Raw genomic sequence first — 23,853 nt, forward strand, 5'->3', positions numbered from 1 at the left:
TAACAGACACGATGACGGAGACAGGGGCCTCGCGATCTGGGTCAACCAGGCGTGGAGTAGGCTCGCTCAGATGCTAGCCGTCGAGCACGGCGAAGAGTTCAACCAGGATCCAACGATCAAGGCTGCTCTTCAAGGGACGCTTAGGGACTGACAATATTCAGGCCCATTCAAGGACACATGCTATCCTGCTCGCTTTCCTTATGAGCCCACCACTTCATGAACGTGCCTAACGAGGGTTGCAACATGGTACGTCTTCTGCACAAACCGGCCATCGTCGGGGATCTCATGAGGTTCGGGGACGTGCGTAATCCGAGGCGATCAGCAGCCGGACGTGCGGCCAGCGGGCATGGACCTGTCGGGCCAATTCCATGCCTTCCATGGAGCGGGCATAGGCACGTCGGTAAACAGCACCTGCACCTCATCCGAGCGCGCCTCCAGCACCTTGAGAGCTACGTTCGCATTGGCCGCTTCTATCAGTTGGAAGCCGGCCTCCTCCAGTTCGTCGATGGCGGTCATCCGCACCAGCAGTTCGTCCTCCACGAGAAGGACAACGGGTGGGTGGTTGCTTGCGCCGTGCCGCATGTCACGTCACCGGTGGCTGAGGGTGATGAATTGCCTTTTCGGCCTGCACAAGGACATCGAGCCCGCGCCAGGGCTTCGGCATGAAGGTGACGCACTCCGGCAGATCATCCAACTGGGTACCAGGATCACCGGAGGTGAGCACGATCCTGACCGTCGGCCAGAGCTTGCATGCGGCGCTTGCAAGCTGGACCCCGTCCATCTTTCCAGGGAGGCGCACGTCGGCGAACATCATGGCTATATCGCCTCCACGCTCCTGGAGGAGGTCCAGAGCTGCTTCCGCACTGTCGACTTCCACGACCTCGAGAGGCGTCTCTTCCAGCAAGGCGCCTGCAAGCGCGCGGACATCGGGATCATCCTCGACGATCAGTGCCAGATACGGCTCAGGATGGAGTGTGTTCACAGCCATTCCCTCTGATTTCCATCTGGCGAAGGATTGCGACAAGCGGGGCAGGAACAGGTGCCTCAAGCACGTCCCGGTAAGTCTCCGCGAAAGCGCGTGCGATCATGAAGGTCGCGACGTCCGGATGGAGGTCGTTGACATGGGGCAGACGCACATTGCCTGCGGAATCACGGAGCATCGGCTCTCTCCTTGATACTATCTCATGGATCCGGCGTGGCGGTTCAGGCCGCCTGCCGGTTATCTCAGGGTAGTGAGAGGAACCGCTGACCCCACCATGGGTTTCAGCGTGGCGGCAGAATGTCTCGATCGTTCACGGTGTTCGTGACGTCTACACCAAACACCCTGTGTCGAGACTCTCGATGGATCTGTGAGGCGTGATGAGTAAGTCCCTTCAGAACGAGAACCCTGAGCATGCTTTCGCCACTGCCTAGACCGACGGGTGAGCCAGACGGTCGACTGCATGCTCGTTAAGGCCGATGTACGAACTTGTGTCACTCGCCGTCAGGCGCCAGTAGGCGCCGTACATCATTGTCAGCAGCCGCCTTACCGGAGGGAATCGTACAGCCACGTCAGGCTGCGGTGATAAGCGGACGCGTCTCTCTTCGCCCGTGGTGTCACGCCATCGGACGGGCCTCTCACATACCGATAGGTTCGCTCCCACGTGGCCATCACTAACCCTCCTCACGACTTGCGCCGGTCGTATTTGAATCGACCAATTTGCTCCGCCTAGTCCCAAACATCGAGGGACTCGGCGCATTTACGAGGCGGGCAAACCCTAGTTACCTTCAAATATTCCGGCACTGAGACCATTCCCATCCTCGGATGGATCTCTGCCTCTGAGCGACTGCCCTTCTAGCTAGGCATGTCATCGGTTCAAGCTCGGCAGTGCTGGTTTGTCTCTTCTACCACGGATGGAATAGGAACCCAGCAAGCGGGACCACGTTGCTCCTCATCAAGGGAGGCGGGAATGTCAAAGCTCCGAAGCAAGCTCGCATCATTAGCGAGATCATGTAGCTTGATAGCCGTGGCTCTTACCCTCCCGCTTGCGAGCGCTGCCACTCCTGCCCAAGCGCAAAGCATCTTCGGGCTCTTCAGGGTCTTCTCCCAGCCAGCAGCCCCTACTCCGGTACCTCAGTCGTCCGGATATCAAACCGATCCAGGAGCCGAGAGGCCCCGACGCAAGGCCCCTCCGCGTCCCAAGCCTGTGGCTGTCGAGCGGCAGGAGATCAAAAAGCCCATAGAACCGAGACCTATGGGCGAGATCAACAACCCCGTTCCGGCGCTTCTCGCCGACAGCACGTTGCGTCGGGGCGACATGGTGATGTTTCCCGATGGGCTCCGAGTCTTTGCAGGACGCCCTGGAGGGCCACACAAACTTACGGACTTCAAGCCCCTGGCGCAGGCCGGAAAACTTCTCTCGCGTGAAACACGAAAGCTGGTCAAGCATCTGCTTCCGGCAGAGAACGTTGCCTGGAGCACGGATGCGATTAGGTCCGGCGGCAAACTTGCCGCCAACACGGACGATGTCGCCACGACCGGGAGCATAACCCAGCCTAAGGGTCGTAAGGGTTCAGGCTCCCGCTGATTGGCGCACGCGCCATGTCGAACAGGAATCGCTTGGTATCGTTTTCGATGGAGTGACTAACTCCCGATTGGGCTACCGCAGCGAGAGCGCTGCGCTGATACGGCCTTGAAGGCCGTCCCGCGCAACGGTCGTCTCGACTTCACCGTCCAACTGCCGTCGAAGGGCCTGTTGAACAACACCGAGCCGAACCCTTGCCACTTCGGTTCCTTGACGGTGGGTCCCCTCTGCTCTTGCCATTCCAAGGTCAGCTTGCACCCGCTTCTTGAGATCGACCCAAGCCGGCAGGGGCCAGTCCCTTGATTAGGCGCGCCCGATCCTAAAGGCGGAAGAAGGAAGATATAGAATTCTGAAGTTGTGCAGATTGCTGGATCAAGCCCTCAGGCGGCGACGGGGAACAGGGTTGCCAGATCCTCTGCCGTGTAAATCGGAGCTTGATATTCCTTCAGGTCCCCGCGCGCGACACGCTCCTCAAGCATCTCGAGTGCCACGGGGACATCCTCGAATGGAACGCCCGCCATATCGTAGAGCGAATAGCACCACCACCGCATGGTGAGGAGCCGCTCAACTATAGGCTCAGGAAACCGCTTCCGCACGGGCTTGGCCGGCGAGCCCGCGACGATTGTGTATGGTTCTACATCTTTAACAACCACTGAGCGCGCCCCGATTACAGCGCCATCACCAATCCTCACACCGGACTTGATGAACACGCCTTGGCCGATCCAGACATCGTTGCCAATCTCGGTAATCGGGCAAGCGTGGCTGAACGGCCGCCGCAACGCTGCGGTCACCTCAGGGCTGCCGTCGCCGCAGAACTTGTGCCATTCGTGCATCTGCGGGAAGTGGGTGATGCGCGAGGAGCTAAGCCAATCGACAGGATGGTTATGCATCCCAATCGTCACGCCGGCCGCTATCGAGACGTAGCGCCCGATCCGCACATTCCCCATCGTACCCCCATGCGCTAGTGACGCAAATGCGCCGACCTGGATGAGTGTAGAAGCGTTCAAGGATGGCTGTATCGATCCAGGTGCTTCGAAATAGCTACCTTCTCTGAGAGACAGTTCGCCACGCGCGGACGCGATTTTGAGCCCAATGGACTGAAGTTTGTTGGCCGCTGTTGGCCCAAAATTGATACGGATGACGCTCATGCCAGCCAAATACCCTTATAGATGCATTCACCCAAAAATATAAAGTTCAATTTTACTTATCCGATCGTGGGACAAATCCGTCGCTAAGACTGAATACAAAACATAGTGATGAAGGTGACTCGTGGAGCCAAATTGTTAATGAATCAACAGATCGTTCATCAACGCATCTCGCACTCCAGAACCTTACGCTTAGTCTATGAGATCTCGCTCGAATGTAAGCATTCTCCCACCGCAATCAGTCCACTGTGACTTTGAATCTTACCAGATCCCGGTCCATGCGGACCTTGGGGTTCTTCCAGTTGAAGCGGGTCAGGTATAGGTAAAAGCTGTCGCCTACGGTTTGGAAGATGGTTGACCGGCTGTTGTGGTCGATAGCCGAGGGATAGTCGTAGAACACGCCAATCTTGCCCGAGCCCCATGGGGGCTCAACCGCAGCGATTCTGGTGGCCGATGACCATTTTCTGAGGTCAGTTGACGTCGCGTAGAAGACGCCGACCTCCTTGGCTCGAGCTGTCCAAAGGAACAGCCATTGCTTCTTACTTTCGAGCCAGACCAGTGACCTCGCCTTTCCGGACATGCCGGGTCCACCGAGGCGGTCGCACTTGGCCCGGATTGGTTCTCGCCCATCGGTCGGATAGGGGTCCGGTGGTTGCACAAACCGGCCGCCGCTCAACATCTGCCAGCCATTCATCAGGTCGTCCCGAGGCGCCCTGAACAAGCAATTGCCGCGATGACCCGGTTCGGCGGCATCATCGGTCCATGCGATGAAGTACGCGTAGTCGCCATCGAAGACGGTATTGGTGACCGTCTGGAACCCCGCGGCCTTAATGGACGAGTCGAACTGGCGGTTGGACCCGGCGATCACGCGTTGATCGCGCGGCCGGAGTTTGAAGGAGAGATCGCGCTCGTTACCCTCCAGCCCTACGACGGAGACATACCAGCAAGTCGGAAACGCACCCTTCTCGCAAACGCCTGCGTGTCTGTATCCCATGTACTCATGGCTCGCGAGAGCCATGATGCGGCCGCCACCAAGCGGGATCAGGCTCTGGATCCAGAAACGGTCATCGAACTCGCTTGGGTCGCCAGATTCCGCTCCCTGCGAAATGACGTGGCAGTTCGGACTGAGGTGGTGGAAGTCACTCCCCTCAAGGAACCTGTTGTTGAAATGCGCAGCGATCATGACAATCGACCCGTCAGCGCGGCGATAGGCCCTGGCCGGCGAGTCGGGGATTGTGAGTGTATCGCAGCGCTGCCTCTGGTAGCTGTATACGACCTCTGGTTCACGTGAGACACTGAACTTGACGGCATCTCCTGCAATTGCCGACTTTCCGATCGAAAGCAGGAGCGCGGCCACACACGTCAAAAGACGCAAGATCGGGTAGTTCGAGAGCAGGTTTGCGGCATTGGTCATGCCCAATTGCTCCTTTCGTTCTAATGAGGTGGTTGGCTTACCTGCCTGCGGCGATGGCCTCCAGAAAGGGGGCGGCTTGAGCATTTCGCTTCAAGGAAGGCGAGATACTCCGTGGCTTGGTCGGCCTGATGGCGTGGTAGATACGATCGAACTCGGCATTCGAATAGTGGCCGAGCGACGGATACTTCCAGAGGATCGCGACACTCAAAGGTTTCTTCGACAGCGCCTTCGCCAATGTCTGTTTCTCGGAAGAGGCCGGGTGTGTGACACTCTCTGCATCTGCGTTCTCCGGTTCGGGAATGGCTAACGACTAGCGGTTGGAATAACCTAAGTTTCAACCGCCGCCGTCGGCATAGTTACGTTCAAGCCGCATTGCGGGTCTTGAGGCTTGCCTCCCACGCGAGAGCATGGGTGATGATGGTCTCAAGGTCGTCGAGGGTAGGTTCCCATCCGAGCGTGTTACGGATGCGGTCAGCCGCGGCAATCAGGGTCGCGGGGTCTCCGGCGCGACGGTCGCTGAGGCGAGTTTCGAAGTCGACGCCGGACACCCGCTTGACTGCCTCGATGACCTCGAGGACAGAGTAGCCCATGCCATAGCCGCAGTTCATGACAGTGCTTTCGCCTCCATAACGCAGGTAGTCGAGCGCCAGCATATGGGCGTTGGCGAGATCCGAAACATGGATGTAATCGCGTAAGCAGGTCCCGTCCGGTGTCGGATAGTCGGTACCGAAGACGTCAATGCCGTTCCGCCCGCCAAGGGCCGCTTGGGTCGCCACCTTGATTAGGTGGGTCGCCCGCTGGCTCGACTGGCCGCTGCGGCATTGCGGGTCGGCACCGGCTACATTGAAATAACGGAGCGCCACATAGCGCATCTGATGAGCAGCCGCGGTGTCGCGCAGCATTAGTTCAGTCATCAGCTTGGATGTGCCATAAGGCGAGACCGGGTTGAGCATCGCCGTCTCCACGATCGGACTTTCCTTGGCGTCACCATAGACGGCTGCGGTCGAGGAGAAGATGAAGTTGCTGATGTTGTTCTTGACGGCGGCGCTGATCAGGGCGCGCGACTTCACCGTGTTGTTGTAATAGTAGCCGAGCGGATCCGTTACCGAGTCTGGCACCACGATCGAGCCGGCGAAATGGACGATTGCGTCAAGGCAGTAGTCGCGGATGATTTCGGACACCAGACCCTCGTCTCCGATGTCGCCCTTCACGAACTGGGCTTTGGGATGAACCATCCAGGGGAAACCAGTGCTCAGATTATCGAGCACCACGACGTCCCGGCCAGCGTCAACCAGTGCTAGAACCATGTGGCTGCCAATATAGCCGGCGCCACCCGTTACCAATACAGTCATGATGTTCCCCTTGAGCCTGATCCTGTCGAGAACGAACGCAGACTTATGACCCGCCACCTAGAACAGGATGCTCAGGTGACGGGCAAAACTACGCTTTGAAGAGACGGACGACCGATCACGCTGCTTTAATGGCAACGGTCTTGTCGGCGGCCCTCGTGGGCTTCTTCATCACGTCGACCATCTTCGTGTCGGCGCCGTTTTCAACGAGGAACTGCCGCATCTCGCGATACATGAAGCGGTAGGCGCGGTTGAACTTGTCGAACAGCGACTGGTCCCAGTACTCCTCGAGTGAGAACGTTTTGCCTGAGAACACGTCGAAGCTCGGGATCTGGTAAGTTTCAGCAAATTCTACCGTGCGGCTGTCATAAGTAAAATAGACCGACGGCGTGCCATTGGCGAGCGCCATCAGATTTCCGTGCAGGCGATAACCGAGGACAAGGTCTTTCTGCTGCACGAGGTCCTCGTAGTCGGCCACGACGTCGGAGTAGAAGAGGCGCTCGCGGTGCAACTTTTCCATAGTTTCGTCTAGATACCACTTGCTGACCCACCCATTGGCCTTCAACTCGGCGATGCCTTCCTCGCGCTGCTCAGGGGTTCCGAAAACGATTTTCTTTTCCTCGACCTCTCCCTGCGCCATGAGCACTACGTCGAAGCGAGTGGCCATCTCCTTCACCATGTCGCGGTGGAAGGTCAGGTACTGCTCGATGTTGCGCGCGTATGTGCCCGACACTTCACGGCGAAGGGTAATGCCAGCTGTCCTGATCTGGTCAAGTGGACGCAGCTTGATCTCGAGGTCGGGTTTATTGCGGCGGAAGGCTGTCGGGCAACCGACGATGCGTACGTTCTTGATGCCAAGATCCCAGAGGATCTGCGCAGAGTAGGCACCGCGCACCCCGATGGACGTGGTGGAATCGGCCATCAGGCGAAGCATGGTTTTGGATTGCTCAGACAATTCCAGCTTGCCCTTCACCGGAGCCTGAGCACCGATTCCCCACGCGATCACCGGAATCTTCAGGCGCTTCAGGACCTCGACCGCGTTCTCCCAGTTCATGTCCTTATGAATGTAGTTGGAGCCGCGCAGGAAGACGTAATCGTACTCGGCGTTGATCCGATCGATGTCAGCCAGGTTCGGTTTGGCGATCTCGAGAGCATCGAGCTTATCGTAGTTCAACAGCTTGAGCGACGAGTCGAAAACGAAGGCGTCGCCGATGTTGTGGTAGTGGTTGATGCTGCGCTGAGTGTCCTTGTAATTATACCAGCGCACATTGTCGTGATCGTAGACTTCACCCGAGGGACTGATGACGAGGATGCGTTGCATGAATTCATCTCCTGGACGTGCCAGATTGGTTTTCTGTTGTTAAATCGTCTCACGCTGAGAGCGCAGCGGTGGGAAACTTTGACGCCTTCTCGACGGCAAGCTGGTGATAGAGGTCGAGGTGCTGCTGGGCGCATTCCTCATACGAGATCGGGCGCTTGATGCCCGCGCGAAGCTGCTCCCAGAGACCCGGTGTGGTCAGGGCTTCGGTGAAGCGATCAACGAGATCCTCCGACGAGCCTACACGGAAGTGCAAGCCGTCGACCCCGTCGGTGATTTTCTCGGCCATACCGCCGATGTTCGAGCAGATCATCGGGCGGCCGTGGAAAAACGATTCCTGGATCACAATTGGCGAGTTTTCCCACCAGATGGAGGGGATGATCGTCCAGTCGATGTTGCGCATCAGGCGCGGCATGTCGCTGTTCTGGTAGGCACCGTAGAAGCGAACCCGATTGCCAGCGCGCTCCACAAGGTTCTCGATCTTCTCCTGGAACTGCTTTGGCTGCCGCTCAAGGTTGCCACCAAAGATCATCAGCTGAGAGTCTTCTCCCCAAACCGAATCCGGAACGCGGGCCACGGCGTCGAGTAGGACGTCCACGCCTTTGAACTGAGTGATCTGACCGAAATAGGCGAAGCGGGAGCGGCGCGCCTTTTTGCCCTTCCCAACTAAAGGCAGGTCCCGTGGCGGCGTGAGCTGTCCGATGTCGAGGCCGTTCTCGATGACGATGAAACGCGAAGGATCAAGGCCCCAATCCACGTAACGGTCGACGAGGAACTGGCTCGGCGACACGAAGTAGTCCGCGACCTCCAGCAATCCTCGCACGAAGTGCTCGCGGCGTAGGAAGCGGGCCGGTGAAACCTCAGGGAAGCAGGCGTTGCAGTCCGACGGCGAGGCCCGATGGCAGAGCTTCGTGCCGCCTGTCTTCACCATCTGGCCGTGGTGGTGGCAAATGGATAGGAACTCGTGGAACGTGATCACGATCACACAGTTAGGGAGCGCTCGGCGAACAGCATAAATCGTCTCAAGCCCTAGCCCAATGAAGTGATGAAAATGCACCACGTCAGGCTTGAGGTCTTTCAGGACACGAACGAAGTCGCGCTCCAGCTCTTCCGTATTCCGGTTAGAGATAAGAAAATGGTCGTATTCGTCGGCGTGATAGAGGATGTCGCCGCCCTTCTGACGCAGGCTCATGAGGGCGGTGCCACTGTGACGCACGATTGGATAACCAACACGGGCGAGAAAGCGCGACTCCGCGGTACCGATCTTGTTGAGGCCCTTGTGCAAGTTGTAAGCGGCGATCTCGGCTCCTCCAAGCGAATAGCTGGGATGGCCGTGGGAGACGATCAGGACGCGAGGCTTCTTTTGTGTCATGGCAACATCACCGCATGTTGTTGACGAGGAGCGACCACTTACGGTCGAAACTCCAGCGATCAATTCGTTGGGCCAAGCGACGCATGGCAGGGCTGGAACCACCGCCGCTGTCCTCGGCCGAAATCATTTCCACGTTCGGCAGCCACACTGATGGGGTTCCAGCGAGCCGTAGCTTGAGACAGAGGTCTCGCCCCTTGTCGCTGGTGCCAAGATAGGAGCGAGTGAACCCGCCTGCGGCCTGGACGGCTGCTCGGGAAACGATGCAGCAGGCTGTCGATCCGGCCATCACCTCCCTGGGGTCGGATCCCTGTACGACGTCGCGTGGGTAGCCGATGTAGCGGTCGACTAGCTTCTGCTCTTCAGCGTCGAACCAAGTGCCGGCGAAGCGGATGGATTCGTCCTCGTAAACTAAGGTCGGGCTGACCAAAGCCTTTCCTCCGCGCTTCCGGTAAGCACGTTCAAGAGAAGACAACCAGCCTGACTGACGCGGCAGGACATCGGCGGAGAGGAAGACCAACGCATCGGCCGTCGATGCCTGAACCGCCGCTTCAAAGGCGTCGCAGGCGTCCTGCACCCCCTCGGATCCGATGACCCGAAGCTTGAGACCGTAGAAGTGGGCCAGCCGCTCGGCCTCCGGCGCGATGCTCCCGAAGGCTTCAATGGAGGTAGACAGGATCACCGGAACATTGCGCGTCTCGGCGTCGAGGGCCAGAAGAACCAACGCGCTGGCAGCCTCCTCGGCATCATGGACGGCGCCGACGACGAGCGCCTTCGTCGTGCCGGCCTCATCGAAGCTGAAGTCGCGCGCCTCAACTACCTCGGGGGCCGGAGCGGCAAGCGCCTGCATCATCGGGCCGATATGCCGCTCGATGGCGACGCCGGCTGCTGCCGTGCGCGGGTCCAGGGGCGCCACGAGGCGCTCGAAGGCACGCCGTGACAGGTTCCGCATAGGTGTCAGCGGGTAGTAGGCAACGCTGTCACCCACTGTGAACTCGAAGTACACAGGGACGTTGCCTGTGCAGGAGAGCCCCGGTACGAAGGCGAGGAAGCCATGGTCGATCCGGTGGGGATCGAGGCGTCCAGCGAACAGGTCATTCTGCTGGAACGCCGTCGCGACGTCCGGACGCGGTAACCGCGTCCAGCTGTCGTCCACGCGTGCTGTTTCCGCACCGGCCCGAAGGACGACAGACTCCGCATGCCCTTCCGGATCGAGCATCCAACCGGCAACAAGGAGGCCGCCACCCGGAACTTCGACGACCATATCCATGCCGATCCGGACCGGCTGCTTGAGGTTCGAGACGGTGTCGCGTCCGTCGAAGCGCTCTCCCGCACGGCGAAGGGTGCGCAGGGTCTCGGGATTTGCGGTAGCGCGAACCAGGCCGTCGCGAATATGGGCGGGAACATCGGTCGGCTCAAGGAGCACCCGCCGATCGTAGACCTCGAGGATCCGCCAGCCCTGTGTCGAACGGAAGAATAGCTTCTGAAGTTTCTCGGTTTCAACGGTGATCTTACCTGTATCAAGGAGACCGACGAAGCCTGTGCCATTGCCGCCGAGATCGTTGCGTGCGATCGACGCAACCTTGAACTCACCGGTCATCAGACCACCCTGTGCGACAAGGACGCGTACCTGATTGGACGGAAGGTCGGCCGCCCAGCCCTGCAAGAAGATCTCGCCAGTGTCGAGCGGCCCCATAACTTCGATCCAGCCATCCGTCTTGGCTGCAGTTGTCAGAACTGACAAGGCAGCCGCCAAGCGCTTCGGATGGTTCTTGCCCACCATCAGAGCTTGAGCAACTCGGTCGGCCACTTCAGCCATCCGATCGCTGGCGTCGTTGGCGATTACTTGCACAAGGTCCGTAACGGAAACTGCGGGCTTCACCAAAGTATAGCGGATGGGATGCCCACCGCGTCGCATAACAATTGAGCGCAGACGAACTTTGGATGCCAGCTTGATCGGCACCAATGCGACAAAGCCAGTCGCCGCCTCAGATGGCGCGCCATCCCTACTCCAGCTGACAACACCGGCCTTCATAATCATAGAGGGATCGCCGTTGAGCAGAACCTCAACCGTTGCAGGCATTACGTCGGCAACACCAGTGATGAGTGCGAGATCTTCTCCAATCGGCGTGGCGAGTGCGGTCTCGCCATCTACAGGTATGCTGAGATTTTCCTTCACGTGTCTGCTCAATAATGTTGTTGGACCCCTCTGTGGGATCTCACTGCTTATAATTCTATGTGACGATACGGTCATTGCAGGCCGTGCCGCAGGACGACCACCAATGTTGCGATTGCGCAGGCCGCGGAGAGGCCCCCGAACGCAATAAGCATGGCCACAGCCCGGCGCATGGGCCGGTCAGCCGCTGTCGTTAATTCTCGAATGCGTTCGTCGAAGTCGGCCAAGACCTTGTCGAAACGAAGATGGAAGACCTCGATACCGGAAATTTTCTCAGACAATTCTGCCTGATTGGCGCGAACGAGTTCGAGGGCAGCCCCAATGCCATTTTCCTGACCAACGATTTCATCAATCTGTTTGGACGTCGCACGCAACGTTTCGGCTGCCTCGCGCTGCGTAAGCTGCGAGCGTCTTTGCGCTTCGATGAGAAATTCGAGCCGGTCCATGGCACGGTTCAATGGGGCGCTGATCGACGCCTCGGCCACGCGCTGGTCATGATTTGGAGCCTGCAGGACAATCTCCTCGCCGGTCGACGGCGAGACCGCCACCACGGTAAGGTTGGCCGACATGTTCGCGACTGCCTCTGGAATATCGACTTCGAAGGCGTGGCTACCGTCGCCAATTCCATTCCGACGCAGGTCGACACGCGCCATGTTCGCGGTACCAGAGGAGATCATGCGACCTTCAAGAAGAACTCGTACAAGAAGCCGTTCCGCCGGGCGGGAGCGATCCCACACCCACCCGAAGACGCGACGGTCTTCGATAGCATCCATCCGTCCCTGGATCTGGGACGATACCGACGCTTCGGTGACTGCATGCTTCGACTGTGGTGTGCTCATGCCGCGTTCGCCTTCAGTTCAATGATGTCAGCTTGTTGCCCAATCTCGCGATAAACGGCGAGATGACGGTCCGCGACCGCGGAGATATCGGCTGGCGGAACGATGCCAGAAACGAGATTCTCCCAGAGGCCTGGTGTAGCGATGGCCGTGCGCATGGCGTTCGCCAGGGAGACCGGATCGTCCGGACGGACGTGCAGACCGTCGACCCCGTCGCGCACGGCCTCGGCCATCCCACCGATGTTGCTCGCAATGACCGGACGGCGATGAAGGAATGACTCTTGGATCACCAGTGGGGCATTCTCCCACCAGATCGATGGCATGATCACCCAATCGACTGCCGCGATGAGGGCCGGAAGCTCGTCCCGGCGATAGGGGCCCAGGCGAACTACGTGGGAATCGGTCTCGTCGAGCAGGCCCTCAACTTCCTCGACGAATTCCTTCGCCTGGAACGGGGCGCCGCCATGAAGTCGCAACTCGAAATCCTCAACCTCGGACGCGATGAGTCGCTGGGCGGCCTTTAGTAAGGTGGGGACGCCTTTCCAAGGATTAAGATTGCCGAAATAACCGAACACTGGGCGGCGCCCATCGGCGGATGGACGATGCGGGGCCGGCTCCACCGCCGGGCGCCCATTCGACACGACCTCGATGATATTTTCAGACAGCCCCCAGGCGACGAAGCGATCTTTGATGAACCGGCTCGGCGCGATGAAGAGGTCGACTTGGCCGAACAGGGTCTTGATGAACTGCTCACGCAGCAGAAAGCGGTCGGCGGTAGTGTCTGGGAAGCAGTTGTTGCATCGGCTTGGGCTCGCCCGGTCGCACCGCTCGCGCCCCTTCGTGCGCATCATCAGTCCATCGTGGGCGCAGATCGCATAGTAGTCATGCAGTGTCATGACGATCCTTGCGTTCGGCAGGATCCGGCGCACCAAGCCAATGAACTCGACTCCGATGAGGAGGACATGGTGGATATGAACTACGTCCGGCCTGAACTCTTCCAGCAAGTTCATGAGGTGCGGCACAGTCCCATAGCTGTCGATCTGGCTGAGATAGAAGCGGTCGAAATGCCCGCTCCACATGATGATCTCGTCCGGGGCGTCGCCGACCGACTGAAAGCTCGTGCCGGGGCGTTGTTCGCGGTGTAGATGATTGGTGGCGGCTAGGAAGAGGGCCTCGACGTCCGGACGTGACCGGTACTCCCGGAAGAGGTCGTGGGCAAAGATTTCAGTTCCGCCGGGATGGAGGTCCGGATGGTTGTGGGCAACGATGAGGACGCGGGTGCTCAAGAGACTCACTCCGGCTTCACGGCAATGATGACGTCTTGGTAATGAGTGCTCTCGATGCCTCGCCAGTGGCCGAAGCTGACGCGTTCGAGCTTGAGCCCAGCAGACACAAGAATGTCCTGGAGGATACCGTCGTCGAAGCCGATCGCGCCAAGCGGTGCGGCCGGGTCGGCAATCCAGGTTCCGGAGCGTTCGCCTCTAAGAAATTGCGGACGTGCGTTCGCCCGCTCAGGATCACATGCAACGACGATAAAAGCCGTCAGAAACAGGCGTCCGCCTGGAGCGAGCAGCCTCATGATCTCACGGGCGTAGGATACAATCTCGTTGACCGGCAGATGCGTCGCAACAGAGGTCATGAACGCAAAGTCGAAGCTATTTCCTGCAAAAGGTAAAGCGATCTCGTTCCCGGCCATGGTCCCTTGCGGGTTATATAGCTCGTGCGCAACGTCGAGATGACAAAACCGGAAGTTGGGATAGACCGACGAGATGTTCCGGACACACCATTGGATGCCCTCGTTGACGGGATCGATACCTTCATAGGACGCCGTCGCGTCGAGATACTGGGTCAGCGGAACTGCCATGCGGCCGATACCGCAGCCGATATCGAGGACGCGGTGATGCGGCTTGAGACCACCAATGCGTACGAAATGCCCGAGATACTCTAGACCGATCGCCCGATAATCTCCGTCACCGACGAAGATACTCTCGGGGTCCGGTTCAGGAAGGGTGTCGTCGGTGGCGATCTCGGCTATCAACTTCGAGAGAAGCGCCTCTTCGGCAGGAGACAAAACCGGTTGGAGATCATCGGCTTTGATCTTGAGTTGGGCGTTCATTACGCAGCATTCCTTGATTTGCGCTGACGATTGGCATTCTGCATGATGGAGGTCATAAGACTGCTCCACCGCTCCGTATGGAGAGCGCAGTTGTACTGCCAGGCGATCCCGCGCATGTACTCGCTGTTGAGGGACATCGATTGGCGCTCAAGGTGGTAGAGCTCGATGTCGGGAACGTAGGCGATCTTACGTTCCGTCATGGTGATTTTGAGGCATAGATCACTGTCTTCGTAATCGCCAACAACGTAGTCTTCAGTAAAGCCGCCCACGGCTTCGAAGACGGACCGTGGCGTCACGATGCATGCTCCGGTAACAGCCGGCACGATGCGCTCCTCGCAGGCGGGAGGATAATCGCGGGGCATGCCCTTGTGGAAATGCTGGTTGAGCCAACGACCGCGATGATCTTTCCCGAAGTACATGCCCGCATGCTGGATCGAGCCGTCCTCGAATAGGAGCTTCGGTCCGACAGCGCCAATGCTGCGCCGGCGGCCACTCACCCGCGTAACCAAGGCCTCCAACCAACCAGCCTTCGTGGGGATGATGTCGGAGTTCACCAAAGCCAAAACGTCACCACGGGCCAGAGAAACGCCGACGTTGTTTGCCCGCGCGTAGCCGCCGTTACGCTCCATGACGGCGAAAGTCATAGGCAGGCCATAAACAAGATGAAGCCCGCCAAGAAGGTGTTCGACTTCCTGTGCTTGCTCTGGCGAGTCGAGGACATAGATCAGCTCCGCATTTGATTGGAACCAAGGATCCGTCGCAAAGGCCGCGATTTGAAAGCGCAGGAAGTCGAGCGCCTTGTAGAGCGGTACGATCACCGAAACCTTCGGGCGGACAACGGGAACGCCAATCGTGATGACAGATGGATGTCCAATCCTCTGCCGCGCCTGCTCATGCAGGCTCGCGATGACGGGGGTCATGACTTGCGCCAGGAGCTTCTCGTCGACGTGCTGTGGCGGAACGGCGCGCAGGGCGGCCGCGCGTGCCTCGACTGAATCGGCAGGCTGCAACCGCGGAATTAAAGGATGAAACGCCCCCGACTTAAGGCGCAGACGGAAACGTGGCTGAAGCAAGGGTGCCGAACCTGTGGAGGTGGGGGCGAGTACCGCAAAGCCTGTAGCAGGAAGACGAGATCCATTGCTTGGCCCAGCGACCTCGACCGGGAAGCGGTGAAGGTCGGGCGTCAGATCGCGGATGCTCTCATCTCGACCAACGGCATCGATGCCGGCGAAGAGATCGACTGGATCCCGGTACCAGCCCGTCACCAGGGTGCCGGTTGGGGTCGAGAGAGCGGTGACGATCTCGGCAGAGGGCGTGGTCAGGCTGTTGACGGCTCGCTTCGGCTGGAGGGGAGACCGCAGTTGCGCCTCGAGCGCCATGGCGCGGCCGGCTGGCGAGCGCTCGGCAATCTCGATCAGTATATGCTCGCGCAGGCTTGGAGCTGCCTGACCATACTCACGAAGCCAGCGTTCAATCGACGGCAGGCCAGTGCCGACTGAGAGCTTGCGGATCGATAGGCCGCTTGGTCCGATCAAAATTAGATGAGCGTCGCCGGGCGGAACGAGGACACGCTCGGCCAGGAAATGCACCGCCTCGCGCGCGCCCTTCTCGGAAGCGATCCGGTGGGCGCGGGCCACAAGACGGGCCGGGCCAGAGTCACTAAGCAGATAAATGGCGTCGACCTTGCCGAACCCGCTCGACAGCACAGTCCGTAGCAGAACGAGATCCTCGGCCACATGTGCAACTGCCGTCGCCGGCCCTGGATTGGGAGTGAGGTGGCGAAGGATATCGCGAAGAACTCGAATGAAGGTTCTGCTGCGGTGCAGACGAAACATCACGCTCCAGACATTAAAGAATGCGGAAATAAGCGCCACGCGGCCCGAGGCATCAATGCCCTCGAAAAGGGCCTCGGCCGCGGCCGCGGCAATCGGTTCGCCGGACTCGATCACGACATCTGTCCGCAATCCGACCGGTCCGGTTGACAACTCGACCTCGAATGTGCCTTCGCTGGGGCGGCGCAGAACCCAGAACAGACGCATGCCGCCTTCCGCACGAGTTACGCGCAAGGAAGCCAAGGGCGAAACGAGGTCGTCTTCAGCCACCAGCTTCGGTGACGTGAAGCGAACGGCCTGCGGCACATCCCATGCGATGAGGATCACATCGCGTCCGAGGTTTGAAATCCTCGGGCGAGCGACGTGCTCGGATGATGAAGCGGAAACAGCAACCTCAGACATGCTCAAACTGCCAAGCTAATGCTTAAAAAGATGATGCCGCAGCTTGAAACCGCGGCATCCGTTACTTGCATCCTTCGGCCAGTCCTTACTGGACGGAGAAAAAGTCCGCTGGATTGCTGTTAACGTCGTCGGCGTCCACCCCGCGCAGTGTGATCGTGTCGCCGTTGCCGAGGTCCACGACTGTGTCGTTGCCAACCTGCTGGACACGCGAGGCGAGGTCGTCGGCCGACTCGATGTCGGTGCCGTTGATGCCCTTCGAGATCTGGAGGATGTCCTGGCCAGCCTTGAAATCGAGGATGACGTCGTTGCCGCCGCCACCGGTGAAGACGAAGGTGTCGCTGCCGGCGCCGCCCTGGAGGATGTCGTTGCCCTCGCCGCTGATTAGCATGTCGCTGCCGTTGCCGCCTCGCAGGACGTCATCGCCAGCGCCGCCCACGAGGACGTCGTTGCCATTGTTGCCCTCGAGGATGTCGTTACCCTCGCCACCGAGCACGATGTCATCACCGTTGCCGCCACGAAGGTAGTCGTTGCCGCCACCACCCTGAAGGACGTCGTCAGCGTTGTTGCCGAATAGGACGTCGTCACCGTCGCCGCCCTGAAGAACGTCAGCGCCGTTGCCGCCGAACAAGGCGTCATTGCCCTCGCCACCCGACAGCCAGTCGTCGCTGTTGCCACCGAAGATGACGTCGTTGCCAGCGTCTCCTGAAAGTAGGTCGCTGTCATTGCCGCCGAAGATCAGGTCGTCGCCGGCGTTTCCGAAGATCACGTCGGGACCGTTGGTACCATAGAGGGTGTCGTTGAGGGCACCACCACCGATAGTCGCCATAGAATTTTCCTTAATATTTGTGCCGGGAGAACAGATGAACGTCTGGTCGCATGCTCTAAATAGTTTCGAGCGCTCACTGTGCAGGGGGAAAGCCGGGGTGACATAAGTCGCGCTATACCACCTTGCAGGGATCTACCTACTTTGAGTAGGCACTTTTGTAAACAATAGATCGCAAGAAATATTCACCAGATCTGAAGAACAACTTTACATATAAAGTAATAATAAATTCAATATGGATTATATGAGTATTATGTGCAATTTAATTTGAATTTAGAACAATTTATGCTTGGATATATCTAGGATATAATCTCAATTTAATCTTGATTTAAATCAAGATACTTGCGGGTCGTCCCAGTTGTAGCGGCGCCAATTTTACCAACTGCGAACGCTAGTCTTCACGGAAGGCGCGATTGAAGCTCTCAGTGATTGGCGAGAGTAGATAATCAATCGCTCGTCGCGGCTTGTTGACGATTAGAACCTCAGCCGGCATGCCTGGATAAAGAGCCGTGTTCGGGCTTGCCTTTAGGCTCGCCGGATCGATCTCCGCACGCGCGACGAAGTAGGCATACTCGTTCCGATCGTCCATCTGCTGATCAGCCGAAAGATAGGTCAGTTTTCCGGCAAGTGGCGCAGTGCTACGGTGATTGTACGCGGTAAGCCTAATCTGGACGGGTGCCCCAACATGGACCGCATCAACGTCACGCAGGCCGACCTTCGCCTCAACGATGAGAGGCTCATTCTCCGGCACGATATCAAGGATCGGTTGCCCGGCTGAAATCACGCTCCCTGGTGTATGGGAACGGATGTTAGTCACAATGCCGTTCTGAGGAGAGGTCACAGCCAACCGATTGAGAACGTCGGCGGCCGCTGTCATGCGCTCAGTCGTATCGGCGAGCTCAAGTTGCGCTGTCTGAAGATCGTTGGCGACCTGCTGCTGGAAATCCGTGCCGATGGACAGGATTTCGAGTTCGGCTGCGGCCTTGCCCTGCTCCGCCTTCGCCTTGCGCGAGGCAAGCTCGCCGGCGTCACCGATTAACTCACTCTCCCGGGTCTGCATCTCCGTCAGGCGTGGGCGTGGGGCATAGCCCTTCTCTACCAGACTGGCAATCGCCTTGAGCTCACGGTCGAGGAGTTCTGACTGACGCTTGTTGGCGTCAGTCTGTGCTTTCACGGCGTCGAGCTCTGCCACCTGCTGCGCGATCGTCTTGCGCTGAATGTCGATCTTGCGCTCCTGCATCTCGCGTCGGGCGTTGAAGAAATTGCGCTCGGCCTTGAGGATATCGGCTGTGGTAGGGCCGCCCGCATTCTGCAGGTCCTCTGGAAATGTCAGGCTCTTTAAGCCGGTCTGCTCGGCACGGAGGCGAATGAGGCGTGCCTCGAGGCCAATTCTCTTCGAGCGAAGCTGCTCGAGTTCCGCTTTGGCTCTCGTGTCATCCATCATCAGAAGGGGTTGCCCGGCCTTTACAACCTGGCCCTCCTGCGCCAGCAGGGTTTTCAGAATTCCGCCTTCGAGATGGCTGACCGTCTTGCGCTTGGAATCAACCACAACCGTTGCCGCAGCGATCGCGGCGCTGTCGAGCTGAGCCGTGAAGCCCCAGGTCGAGAACCCTCCAAGGCCGAGAAAGATCGTGGCCACGCCAGCAATGACCGGCCCGCGATAAGTCGGCTCTCGCGGCTCCTCGTCGTGATATCTCTCGGTCCACGGCTTGAGTTCTACCGGCCTGTAGGGCGCTGCCTGGGATGAGGGAGCTTTGATGATGTCGACGGATTTCTTCATGCCTTCCCCCTTAGAGTCATCACTGCCCCAACAGTTTTCTCGCCAGGTGTGATTGCGCCGACAACGGCGGCGCGCGGGCCAAGCTGGGTGATCTTACCGTCCTGCAGAACCATGAGCTTGTCGGCTATCTGCATGATCGAGGGACGATGGGCGATGAGGATAACGATGGCACCGTCTGCCCGTAAGGCCTCAATCGCGCGGATGAGGGCCCGTTCGCCGTCGGCGTCCAAGTTTGCGTTCGGCTCGTCGAGTACGACTAAACGTGGTCGGCCATAGACCGCACGGGCTAGCCCGATGCGCTGCCGCTGCCCCCCGGACAGGACGTAGCCGCTGTCTCCGAGACGAGTGTCGTAGCCAAGGGGCAGACGGCCGATCATGTCATGGACGTCGGCCAACCGAGCTGCCTCGAGCACCAGGCGGGGATCGGCATCGCGCATCCGCGCGATGTTATCCCGAATGGTTCCATCAAGCAGGGACACGCTTTGGGGCAGGTAGCCGACCATGTCTCCGAATGAACCGCGTTCCCACAGGTAGACATTGTTGCCATCAAGATAGACGCCACCAGTCGTCGGTTTTGTGACGCCGATGAGAAGGCGGGCCAGGGTGGATTTACCGGCAGCCGAGGGACCGATGACGCCAAGGACCTCCCCCGGGGACAGTGAGAAGGATAACCCCTTGAGAATCGGCACATCCGAGCCAGGCACAGCATAGACCAAGCGGTCGATCGAAAGTTCGCCTTGAGTGGGCGGCGTCGGCTTCGTCTCCCGCTGCGGCGCCTGGTTCTCAAGCAGGTCCTGAACGTTGCTCCATGCTGTCATGGCTAGAACCCACTGTCGCCAACCGTCGACCATGGAGTCAAACGGAAGCAGCATACGCCCCATGATGATACTCGACGCCACCATCGATCCGGCGCTGACTTCCTGTTGAATGACCAAAATCGCGCCCGTGGAGAGGACGGCGATCTGCATCATGTAGCGGCAGGTGCGAGTGAAGGACGCAAGGGCCCGGCCCCGTCGGGTGGTGGCATCCAAGAGATCTTGGGTGTGGAGCTGCGATCGCCGCCAACGCCCCGCAAGCGCCGGCAGCATACCCATGGCCTCGATGGCCTCCGAGTGGCGCAAACTGCCGCTGATCTCGCCGATGTTCTGCATGGACGATTCATTAGCGCGCTTCATGGCCCGGCGGGTCAGGAAGTCTGAGAACAGGCTTAGCGACAGGATGATGGCCGCCGAGATGAGCGCTACGAGTCCATAGAGCCAATGCAAGGCGAACAGAACGGCAAGGAAGATCGGCGACCAGATGGCCTCAAGCGGCACGCTGATGGCGTTGCCAGTGACGAAGGCCCGGATGTCGTTGAGATCGCGAATTGCTTGCGCAGATTGCGAGACACCTTTTGTCACCGAGGCGGATACAGCCGCCTCTAAAACCGGAAGGTTCAGCTTGCGCACCAGCTTGCTACCCATGACCTGAAAGGTGAGCGCGCGCACATAGTCGAGGATGCAGTAGATCCCCAGCCCGACGACTGCCACGATGATCAGCATCACCAACGTGTCGGTGCTCTGGCTGTTCACAACACGATCATGCACCTGAAGCATGAAGAGAGGTACAGTCAGTTGAAGCAGATTAATGAAGGCGCTGAGAATGCCTGCATATACAAGCCCGGACACGAACGCTTTGCGCCCTTCGTGGATGATCTCAGCGGCTCTTGGGTGGGCCGGTCTCTTCATGCAGGGCGAGCTCCAAAACGGACAATTTTCGGGCGAGTCCAAATTCTGCCCAAAAGTTCTTCAAAGAGGATCGTGAAAGGAGGACAGACGTGCATCTACCCATTAAGTATGAATCGCGAAACATTAAAAGTGTCGCACGCAAAAATGCGCAAGCATTTGGTCAAGTAGTTGTAATCAATTCAGGCGGAAAATCATCTTATGGCTGTGGAAGCCTTAAATTAATTTGAAATTCAAAATATTTTAATTTGATATAGGAAGATATTTACTGTGTCCGCCCATCATAAATACGACAAATGGAATGGCATTCAATTAGTTTCCGAAGGCGGAGTGGCAGCGACCAACCAACTCCCGCCGCAGATTGGTAGCGAAATGCAAGGATACGACCCCAAATTCGAAGCACTGCAGTCGGTACCCGCCGAAATCAGTCATATTGAGATCGTAAGGGTCATAGAGCGCCTTCACCGACGCTCTCTGGATCTGATGCGTGTCGACCTTTCAAAAGCCGGAGTCGAGGACCTGAGCCCATCCCAAGTGATGATGCTATTCACAATCGGTCCAGCCGAACTCTCAGTTAAAGAATTAATCAAACGCGGCTATTATCTTGGATCGAACGCATCCTACAACCTCAAGCGTCTCGTGGAAGGAGGGTATGTCATCCGCACAGCTTCGGAGAGCGACCGACGCGCGGCACGAGTCCAGTTGACGGACAAAGGGATAGCGCTCTGCGATACGATCAGGCGGACAGACAGGAAATACCAGAAGCTCGTAACTCGCAATGAGGCTGAGATCCGCGAATTGGAAGCCACCTACCGTACACTCAAGCGTATCGAGCAAGCGTGGACCAATCTCAGTAGCTACGACGAAACCGACTGCGACGAATAAGTCGTGTGATACTCAGGCGAATACTGCATCCGATAAAGGACCAGATTGGAGGGATCCTATTTCGACGCGCGGCTCGCGAACGAAGCAGCCGATCGCTTTGAACATCCAAGATATTGCAGCATCGACAGTTTGATAAAGGATTTCGTCTATGACGTTTCAGTTTGTATCTAACAGCAAAGCAATTTAGCTCTCTAATACCGAGCATGCGATCTTTAGAGGCTGAGCCACCTCAAATGATGCTTCTGATTGTGTTTGCATATATCAATCGGCAGCTTGGAACCCGATCACGTTTCAGTTTTCTCAGCAGCATCGATTGCAAAAGGCTATTCCTGAATCCAGGAGCGGACGAGTGGTGTTAGACCGAGGGTCTTGGCATCGCCTTCACATACGATTGCAAATCCTCGTTCAGGTCGAAAATATGCCAGTAGGTGTTGATTGACTCTAATGGACATGAAGGGCCACCCAAGGCGATCGCTCATCCCAAAGCTTTACCTCAAAGCCCTTCAGGCTCTGATGCTGGCCCACGGCCGGTTGGCCTAGCACAACGCCGTACAGATGAGCCGCTATGCCCATGCTCGTCAGATGCGACGGATGCGCCGAGATCTGAAGCGGCTGAAGACCTATCTGTGGCGGGTCTACCCCGGTGTCCCCAGGAAAGTCGCCGAGGATGTGGAACTCTCACACCGATTTTTTTATCTCCTTGACCTTACAGAGCGCCGGCTGGCGCAGGAGCGTACGAGCAAGAACACGCTCTAAAGCCCGCATCGGCCTGAGAGGTCCTCTGACTCATTGATTCCAATGTCAGCTGCTTCGCGGCTGGTTGCAATTTCACACTCCCAAGCAGGAGGCCCAACATGCTTTGACCGGCTTCTTAACCTTGTGGCCACCAGTTGGTCCTACGGTTCTCGCCTTCATCAGCGGAGGCAACATGCAGGGACAGGCGGATCTGTTTCTTGGACTGGACGAGACAACGGTACCCATCCAGAAGCCTCTCAACTCTGACATCCAGGTGAAGTCACTGGGACAGAAGCATCCGTTCCGGCTGGATCCTAAGAATTTCGAGGCCGCAGCCTACGCTCTGGAGTCTAGCGGCCACTACCGCATTCTGCGTCGCCTTCTACCACGCCCTGTGGTCCCTTCCCGCAATGCGGTCCCGGGCGAAAAACGGGCCATCATCGTGGACACCGAAACCACTGGCTTGGATCACATGCGGGACGAAGTCATCGAACTCGGGATGGTAGCGTTCTCGTATAGTGAGGATGGGCGCATCGGAGATGTGGTCGGCACTTTCAATGCCCTGCGTGAGCCGTCGATCCCCATCGCGCCGGAGATCACACGAATCACCGGGATTACTGCCGACATGGTGCAGGGTCAGATTATCGATCTCGATGCCGTAGAGGATTTCCTCCGACCCGCACATTTGGTGATCGCTCACAATGCACGCTTCGATCGCCCATTCTGCGAGCGCCTGACACAAGGCTTCTCCATGAAGGCATGGGCATGCTCCCATGCTGAGGTGTCCTGGTCCGACTTAGGCTTTGAAGGATCTAAGCTCGGATACCTGCTGTCGCATTGCGGGTGGTTTCACCAAGGCCACCGCGCTGTCGAGGACTGTCACGCACTCCTGGAAGTGCTGGCACATCCCCTCCCTGACGATGCAGGGTGCGCGATGTCACATCTCTTAACATCTGCTAGAAAGACCATGGTGAGGGTCTGGGCCGAGGGCTCACCTTTTGACATGAAGGATATACTGAAGAAGCGTGGCTACCGCTGGAATGATGGCTCTGATGGTCGCCCCAAGTCGTGGTTTATCGAGATTGCTGAAGAGGCGCATCAGAAGGAACTGACGTTCCTCCGGCAGGAGATCTATCGCAGGGACGTGGAGCCTTTCACGCAGCGGGTTACGGCTTTTGAGCGGTTTCGCGCTGCCCCCTAGCTTGTTCCACCATGTCCCAAAGACTGCATAACATAAGCGACTATCTTTTCAGGCTTGGAATGCAAAAGAAGCAGACAGTATGAAACTCAATGCTGTTAGGTGATTGGGAAATCTCATTTTTACGGCACTTCGCAACATCCTTCTCCCCAAAATTCACAGCCTAGTGTGGTCGATTGACTCACCG

At 58.1% G+C, this 23,853-nt stretch carries 20 protein-coding genes; 3 read left to right on the plus strand and 17 right to left on the minus strand.

The window, feature by feature from the left end; all coding sequences use genetic code 11:
- Window positions 1–318: 318 nt before the first annotated feature.
- The 3 genes from BLP10_RS21365 to BLP10_RS21375 are packed head-to-tail and all read right to left on the minus strand — an operon-like array spanning window position 319 to window position 1,160.
- Entirely contained in the window at window positions 319–582 is a 264-nt protein-coding gene (locus tag BLP10_RS21365; protein WP_244510742.1) for a response regulator, read from the minus strand.
- 1 nt (window position 583) lies between these two features.
- Entirely contained in the window at window positions 584–988 is a 405-nt protein-coding gene (locus tag BLP10_RS21370) for a response regulator (protein ID WP_175494000.1), read from the minus strand.
- Window positions 963–1,160, minus strand: coding sequence for a hypothetical protein (locus tag BLP10_RS21375; protein WP_091139334.1), 198 nt, complete (start codon window positions 1,158–1,160; stop codon window positions 963–965). Before BLP10_RS21375 ends, BLP10_RS21370 begins: the two co-directional genes overlap by 26 nt.
- 1,074 nt (window positions 1,161–2,234) lie before the next feature.
- Between BLP10_RS21375 and BLP10_RS21380 the strand changes: the two genes are divergently transcribed.
- Window positions 2,235–2,567: a hypothetical protein gene (locus BLP10_RS21380; protein ID WP_091139338.1), complete on the plus strand. Its 333-nt coding sequence runs from the start codon at window positions 2,235–2,237 to the stop codon at window positions 2,565–2,567.
- A gap of 377 nt (window positions 2,568–2,944) precedes the next feature.
- Here BLP10_RS21380 and BLP10_RS21385 read toward each other — a convergent pair whose 3' ends face one another.
- The 14 genes from BLP10_RS21385 to BLP10_RS21450 form a co-directional block, all read right to left on the minus strand.
- Window positions 2,945–3,712 (minus strand): CatB-related O-acetyltransferase, encoded by a 768-nt coding sequence (locus BLP10_RS21385; protein WP_091139340.1) that lies wholly within the window; start codon window positions 3,710–3,712, stop codon window positions 2,945–2,947.
- Window positions 3,713–3,947: 235 nt separating this feature from the next.
- Window positions 3,948–5,123: a hypothetical protein gene (locus BLP10_RS21390; protein WP_091139343.1), complete on the minus strand. Its 1,176-nt coding sequence runs from the start codon at window positions 5,121–5,123 to the stop codon at window positions 3,948–3,950.
- Window positions 5,124–5,160: 37 nt separating this feature from the next.
- Window positions 5,161–5,358: a hypothetical protein gene (locus BLP10_RS21395; protein WP_091139346.1), complete on the minus strand. Its 198-nt coding sequence runs from the start codon at window positions 5,356–5,358 to the stop codon at window positions 5,161–5,163.
- A 127-nt stretch (window positions 5,359–5,485) separates the two neighbouring features.
- Complete coding sequence (gene galE / locus BLP10_RS21400) at window positions 5,486–6,475, minus strand: UDP-glucose 4-epimerase GalE (RefSeq protein WP_091139416.1); 990 nt, start codon at window positions 6,473–6,475, stop codon at window positions 5,486–5,488.
- A 115-nt stretch (window positions 6,476–6,590) separates the two neighbouring features.
- A complete protein-coding gene (locus tag BLP10_RS21405) occupies window positions 6,591–7,793 on the minus strand; it encodes a polysaccharide pyruvyl transferase family protein (RefSeq protein ID WP_091139349.1) in 1,203 nt (400 codons plus the stop codon).
- Between the two features lie 49 nt (window positions 7,794–7,842).
- Window positions 7,843–9,162 (minus strand): glycosyltransferase family 4 protein, encoded by a 1,320-nt coding sequence (locus BLP10_RS21410; protein ID WP_091139351.1) that lies wholly within the window; start codon window positions 9,160–9,162, stop codon window positions 7,843–7,845.
- 7 nt (window positions 9,163–9,169) lie between these two features.
- Window positions 9,170–11,338, minus strand: coding sequence for a glycosyltransferase family 2 protein (locus BLP10_RS21415; RefSeq protein WP_091139354.1), 2,169 nt, complete (start codon window positions 11,336–11,338; stop codon window positions 9,170–9,172).
- A gap of 71 nt (window positions 11,339–11,409) precedes the next feature.
- Window positions 11,410–12,174: a hypothetical protein gene (locus BLP10_RS21420; protein WP_091139357.1), complete on the minus strand. Its 765-nt coding sequence runs from the start codon at window positions 12,172–12,174 to the stop codon at window positions 11,410–11,412.
- Entirely contained in the window at window positions 12,171–13,457 is a 1,287-nt protein-coding gene (locus BLP10_RS21425; protein WP_091139419.1) for a glycosyltransferase family 4 protein, read from the minus strand. The genes BLP10_RS21420 and BLP10_RS21425 overlap by 4 nt, the downstream gene beginning before the upstream one ends.
- A gap of 5 nt (window positions 13,458–13,462) precedes the next feature.
- The gene (locus tag BLP10_RS21430) at window positions 13,463–14,287 is read right to left on the minus strand and encodes a class I SAM-dependent methyltransferase (protein WP_091139359.1); all 825 of its coding nucleotides are present in this window, start codon (window positions 14,285–14,287) and stop codon (window positions 13,463–13,465) included.
- A complete protein-coding gene (locus BLP10_RS21435) occupies window positions 14,287–16,521 on the minus strand; it encodes a glycosyltransferase family 2 protein (protein WP_091139361.1) in 2,235 nt (744 codons plus the stop codon). Before BLP10_RS21435 ends, BLP10_RS21430 begins: the two co-directional genes overlap by 1 nt.
- 85 nt (window positions 16,522–16,606) lie before the next feature.
- Complete coding sequence (locus BLP10_RS21440) at window positions 16,607–17,347, minus strand: calcium-binding protein (protein ID WP_091139363.1); 741 nt, start codon at window positions 17,345–17,347, stop codon at window positions 16,607–16,609.
- Between the two features lie 388 nt (window positions 17,348–17,735).
- Complete coding sequence (locus BLP10_RS21445) at window positions 17,736–19,124, minus strand: HlyD family type I secretion periplasmic adaptor subunit (protein WP_091139365.1); 1,389 nt, start codon at window positions 19,122–19,124, stop codon at window positions 17,736–17,738.
- Window positions 19,121–20,851, minus strand: a complete 1,731-nt coding sequence (locus BLP10_RS21450) for a type I secretion system permease/ATPase (protein ID WP_091139368.1) — start codon at window positions 20,849–20,851, stop codon at window positions 19,121–19,123. Before BLP10_RS21450 ends, BLP10_RS21445 begins: the two co-directional genes overlap by 4 nt.
- 267 nt (window positions 20,852–21,118) lie before the next feature.
- On the opposite strand from BLP10_RS21450, the gene BLP10_RS21455 reads away from it, so the two are divergent.
- Together BLP10_RS21455 and BLP10_RS21460 are read left to right on the plus strand one after the other, a co-directional pair.
- The gene (locus tag BLP10_RS21455; protein WP_244510743.1) at window positions 21,119–21,733 is read left to right on the plus strand and encodes a MarR family winged helix-turn-helix transcriptional regulator; all 615 of its coding nucleotides are present in this window, start codon (window positions 21,119–21,121) and stop codon (window positions 21,731–21,733) included.
- A gap of 928 nt (window positions 21,734–22,661) precedes the next feature.
- On the plus strand, window positions 22,662–23,669 hold the full coding sequence (locus tag BLP10_RS21460; RefSeq protein WP_091139371.1) for a 3'-5' exonuclease: 1,008 nt from the start codon (window positions 22,662–22,664) through the stop codon (window positions 23,667–23,669).
- The last annotated feature ends 184 nt before the right edge of the window (window positions 23,670–23,853 follow it).

Origin of the sequence: Microvirga guangxiensis, assembly GCF_900102135.1 — a bacterium.
GTDB classification, from domain to species: Bacteria; Pseudomonadota; Alphaproteobacteria; order Rhizobiales; family Beijerinckiaceae; genus Microvirga; species Microvirga guangxiensis.

Excerpts from the sequence above, each read along its gene's own strand:
- BLP10_RS21460 (WP_091139371.1), top strand. The coding sequence starts at position 22,662 with ATGCAGGGACAGGCGGATCTGTTTCTTGGACTGGACGAGACAACGGTA.
- galE (WP_091139416.1), bottom strand. The coding sequence starts at position 6,475 with ATGACTGTATTGGTAACGGGTGGCGCCGGCTATATTGGCAGCCACATG.
- BLP10_RS21445 (WP_091139365.1), bottom strand. The coding sequence starts at position 19,124 with ATGAAGAAATCCGTCGACATCATCAAAGCTCCCTCATCCCAGGCAGCG.
- BLP10_RS21430 (WP_091139359.1), bottom strand. The coding sequence starts at position 14,287 with ATGAACGCCCAACTCAAGATCAAAGCCGATGATCTCCAACCGGTTTTG.
- BLP10_RS21380 (WP_091139338.1), top strand. The coding sequence starts at position 2,235 with ATGGGCGAGATCAACAACCCCGTTCCGGCGCTTCTCGCCGACAGCACG.
- BLP10_RS21385 (WP_091139340.1), bottom strand. The coding sequence starts at position 3,712 with ATGAGCGTCATCCGTATCAATTTTGGGCCAACAGCGGCCAACAAACTT.
- BLP10_RS21420 (WP_091139357.1), bottom strand. The coding sequence starts at position 12,174 with ATGAGCACACCACAGTCGAAGCATGCAGTCACCGAAGCGTCGGTATCG.
- BLP10_RS21370 (WP_175494000.1), bottom strand. The coding sequence starts at position 988 with ATGGCTGTGAACACACTCCATCCTGAGCCGTATCTGGCACTGATCGTC.
- BLP10_RS21435 (WP_091139361.1), bottom strand. The coding sequence starts at position 16,521 with ATGTCTGAGGTTGCTGTTTCCGCTTCATCATCCGAGCACGTCGCTCGC.
- BLP10_RS21440 (WP_091139363.1), bottom strand. The coding sequence starts at position 17,347 with ATGGCGACTATCGGTGGTGGTGCCCTCAACGACACCCTCTATGGTACC.
- BLP10_RS21390 (WP_091139343.1), bottom strand. The coding sequence starts at position 5,123 with ATGACCAATGCCGCAAACCTGCTCTCGAACTACCCGATCTTGCGTCTT.
- BLP10_RS21405 (WP_091139349.1), bottom strand. The coding sequence starts at position 7,793 with ATGCAACGCATCCTCGTCATCAGTCCCTCGGGTGAAGTCTACGATCAC.
- BLP10_RS21365 (WP_244510742.1), bottom strand. The coding sequence starts at position 582 with ATGCGGCACGGCGCAAGCAACCACCCACCCGTTGTCCTTCTCGTGGAG.
- BLP10_RS21375 (WP_091139334.1), bottom strand. The coding sequence starts at position 1,160 with ATGCTCCGTGATTCCGCAGGCAATGTGCGTCTGCCCCATGTCAACGAC.
- BLP10_RS21410 (WP_091139351.1), bottom strand. The coding sequence starts at position 9,162 with ATGACACAAAAGAAGCCTCGCGTCCTGATCGTCTCCCACGGCCATCCC.
- BLP10_RS21450 (WP_091139368.1), bottom strand. The coding sequence starts at position 20,851 with ATGAAGAGACCGGCCCACCCAAGAGCCGCTGAGATCATCCACGAAGGG.